Here is a 3,695-nt window from a genome sequence, read left to right on the forward strand (position 1 = left end):
GCTCCTTCAGTAGAAGCACTATACCCAGGCTTTCCTTTTTCAGTTGCTGATGCTGCAGGCCCTCCTGTATCATTATCTGTTATTCCACCCCTGAACCCTAATCCTGATGCACTGATTTTAGAGTTCGTTCCAAAATTCAAAGCACCATTCACTTCCAGAGCAACAATTCCTCCTATGGATCCATCCCATTGCAAAGGAATAATTGTACTATTTGCATTTAATGTTAAATTTCCAATTCTTGGTACACGCACCACCTGAACATGTCCGCTTGCCGTATATGAATTTTTCAAGGCGCAACGTACATTAATCACGTTTGTGCCAGATACAGAAAGAACTTCCGCATATTCATATTTTCCGGAGCTACCATAACTTGTAACTGCTCCCCAATCTGAGCGGTAATTCCCCATGTTTCCCATATCTGCCCAAGCAGAATTTGAAACGGTATAATTTCCGCCCCATCCTCCCTGGGCCGCAGGCACAGCAGGATTTGTTATAATATCCATGGATGCTCCCTGCATTTGAATGATCAGAATCAAATCTCCTGCTCCCAGGTTGGTTGTGAAATAGGAATTTGTTAATGTATTGGATCCTACTGATAAAGTAGTAGCATTCACAGCAATATTGGAAGTAACATTCGTGTAAGCATTCAAAACAGTCCCTGCAGCAGTAACCGTGTAGTTACCTTGTTTCGCTTGTTGGGCCAATAAAGTGTTGCTTAAAACAAGTAGTAAAACGGAGAGAAGAAGTGACCTCATGCTATAATTTTGGTTCTATAAGTTCTTTAATGCAGACGCCAAATTATACAAAAGGTTGTAAGTTTTGTTATATTTTTTTCGATATTTCTTTCATAATATAACTCACTGCCGGACAGACTTCCATGTTCTTTCTCGTAAGTGGTAAAATCTGGTACATATTCTTCCGATCCGTGTGCGGATATTCCCTGCATGCAAGCGGCCGGTCTTCATAGACAGAACAGTAATTATCAGCACCTAAAAAAGCACAGGGAGACGACTGAAGCACGTAATCCTGGTCTTCATCAATTTTCAGATAGGTATCAATGAACTTACTTTCCGACATTTTCAGTCTTTTCGAAAGGCGTTTGACATCTACATCCCGGAAGATCGGACTGGTGGTTTTACAGCAATTGGCACAAACCAGGCAGTCGATTTTCTTAAATGCTTCCTGGTGTAATTTATGAAACTGATCATCCAGCAAGCGGTTGTTTGCTTTCTTCGCCTTCCTGATCCATTTTTCATAAGATTCTTTTTCAGCTTTTCCGTAATCCGTCAATTCTTTCAAATTCATGCTACAAAATTAGCACAAACCCATCCTGATTTTAAAGTATTGTTTAATTTAGTCGGGATACTTATGGAAAAATTTGATCTGATTGTCATTGGAGGAGGACCTGCCGGATACGCTGCTGCTATGCGAGGAATTGATTTCGGAAAACGTGTTTGTTTGATCGAAAAAGACCGCGTTGGCGGAGCCGGCGTTTACAACGGCGCCCTGTCTTCCAAAACTCTTTGGGAGATTTCCCAGAAAATTGCATCCGTGAATGATACGATCAGCGGAAAAGGAAGAGAAAAATTTCACCTTTCTTGGGAGGATGTTATGGCGACAGTTGACGAGGCTGTTTTTGAACGCAAATTTCAATATTCCTGCCATCTCAAACTGCTTCAGACTGAAACAATGAACAAACTGCTCGCTTATGAAAGAGGATCGGCAAGTTTTATTTCTCCGCACGAATTAGAAATTCTGCAAAATGGAGAACGAACCGTTATTTCAGGTGATAATATCGTTATTGCCAGCGGCAGCAGACCACGAAAAATGCCGGATGTCAATGTTGATGAACAAACGGTATTGACCAGCGACGGCATCGAAAACCTGACGGATTATCCCAAAAGCCTGGTAATTGTAGGAGCTGGTGTGATTGGTTGTGAATACGCAACTATTTTCTCGAATTTCGGAAAGACCAAAGTATACCTCATTGATCGTGCCGACAGGATTCTGCCTTTTGAAGACATTGATATTTCCAACATTGTGAGTGAGAACCTGGAAGAAAAAGGAGTTACGATCCACCACAATGCACAATTGGAACGCCTGGAAAACCTGGGAAATGAAGTGGAATATGAGTTGAGTTATCCGGACGGATCGCGCGAAGTAATCCGTGTGGAAAAAGCACTTTTGTCTATTGGTCGCGTTCCGAATATTGAGACGCTGAATTTGGAAAATGCAGGTGTTTTAATGTCAAAACGGGGAATGCATATCGGTGATGATGATACCGTAACGAATGTTCCGCATATTTACGCTGTTGGTGATGTTTCGGGTAGAATTGCGTTGGTAAACATGGGAGAAATTGAGGCACGTCATGCTGTTGAAAGGGCTTTCGGGACCATTCGTGAACGATTGAGTTATGACAATGTCTGTACAATTATGTTCCTTCAGCCGGAAGTTGCCGCAGTAGGAATCAACGAAATGCAGTGCATTGAAAAGAACATTCCGGTCAAAGTCGTCAAAATTGATTATTCAGTGATCGCCCGCGCCATTGCCATGCGGAAAACGGAAGGTTTTTTCAAAATCATTGTAACCAATGACAGTGAAATGCATGTACTTGGAATGAGAGCCGTCGGTGAACATGCTTCTACTGCCATTCAAACCATCGGATTGATCATGAAACTCGGTTTGCCGATTCATGTTATTGCAGAATTGGTTCATCCGCATCCATCCATTGCTGAAGGGATCCAGGAATGCGTGAGAATGCTCCTGAACCGTTCGTTGTTCAAGTCTTCTGTTTTTAAAGACAAACTGGCTTGCTATTCTTTGGTTGACGGAGTGAAAACACCGCTTGAAAGACTTTAATTCAAAATTGTAAATGCAAAAACAAAAAACTTTTGCATGTTGAATTAAATCATTTCCCTTTCAACTCCATCGCTTTCAAAGTATTGATCATCAGCGACGCAATCGTCATTGGACCTACGCCACCGGGAACAGGAGTGATTGCCGAAGTTTTAGGTGCAACTTCTTTGAAGTCAACATCTCCTGCCAATCTCCACCCTCTTTCACGGCTTGGATCTTCGATACGTGTTGTCCCGACATCAATCACAACGGCGCCTTCTTTCACCATATCAGCTGTGATAAAACCGGGAATTCCAACCGCAGCAACCAAAATATCTGCGTTCAGGCAAATGTCCTTGATATTTTCAGATTTAGAGTGAGCCAGGGTCACCGTACAATTTCCGGGATTTGTGTTCTTTCCTAAAAGCAGGCTCAAAGGAGTTCCCACAATATTACTTCGACCAACAACCACACAGTTTTTCCCTGCGGTTTCGATCTTATAACGGCGCATCAATTCCACAATTCCGGCCGGTGTTGCAGGAACAAATCCGGGAATATTCAACATCATGTTTCCAACATTGATCGGATGAAAACCATCCACATCTTTTTTCGGATCGATGGACAATGTTACTTTCATTTCATCAATATGATCCGGAAGCGGAAGTTGAACAATGTATCCGTCGATACTTTTATCTTCATTCAAAGATTGGATTTTCTTTAAAAGTGTATCTTCCGTAATCGAATCATCGTAACGGATTAAAGTACTTTCAAAACCGATCTCCTCACATGCTTTCAATTTATTATTAACATAAGTAACTGAACCTCCGTCTTTTCCTACCAGAATTGCTGCCAGGTGAGGA

4 protein-coding genes are annotated in these 3,695 nt (G+C 41.9%); 1 reads left to right on the forward strand and 3 read right to left on the reverse strand.

Annotated features, from left to right (window positions below):
- A partial coding sequence (locus tag Q1V93_RS06555) for a hypothetical protein (protein WP_300662995.1) occupies window positions 1-755 on the reverse strand: 755 nt, incomplete at its 3' end.
- Between the two features lie 67 nt (window positions 756-822).
- Complete coding sequence (locus tag Q1V93_RS06560) at window positions 823-1,305, reverse strand: YkgJ family cysteine cluster protein (protein ID WP_300662997.1); 483 nt, start codon at window positions 1,303-1,305, stop codon at window positions 823-825.
- Window positions 1,306-1,368: 63 nt separating this feature from the next.
- On the opposite strand from Q1V93_RS06560, the gene Q1V93_RS06565 reads away from it, so the two are divergent.
- Window positions 1,369-2,859 (forward strand): NAD(P)/FAD-dependent oxidoreductase, encoded by a 1,491-nt coding sequence (locus tag Q1V93_RS06565; RefSeq protein ID WP_300662999.1) that lies wholly within the window; start codon window positions 1,369-1,371, stop codon window positions 2,857-2,859.
- Window positions 2,860-2,908: 49 nt separating this feature from the next.
- Here the strand turns inward: Q1V93_RS06565 and Q1V93_RS06570 are convergent.
- Window positions 2,909-3,695: tetrahydrofolate dehydrogenase/cyclohydrolase catalytic domain-containing protein (locus tag Q1V93_RS06570; protein WP_300663001.1), on the reverse strand; the 787-nt coding region annotated here is incomplete at its 5' end.

Origin of the sequence: Fluviicola sp., from assembly GCF_030151805.1 — a bacterium.
GTDB lineage: Bacteria > Bacteroidota > Bacteroidia > Flavobacteriales_D > Crocinitomicaceae > Fluviicola.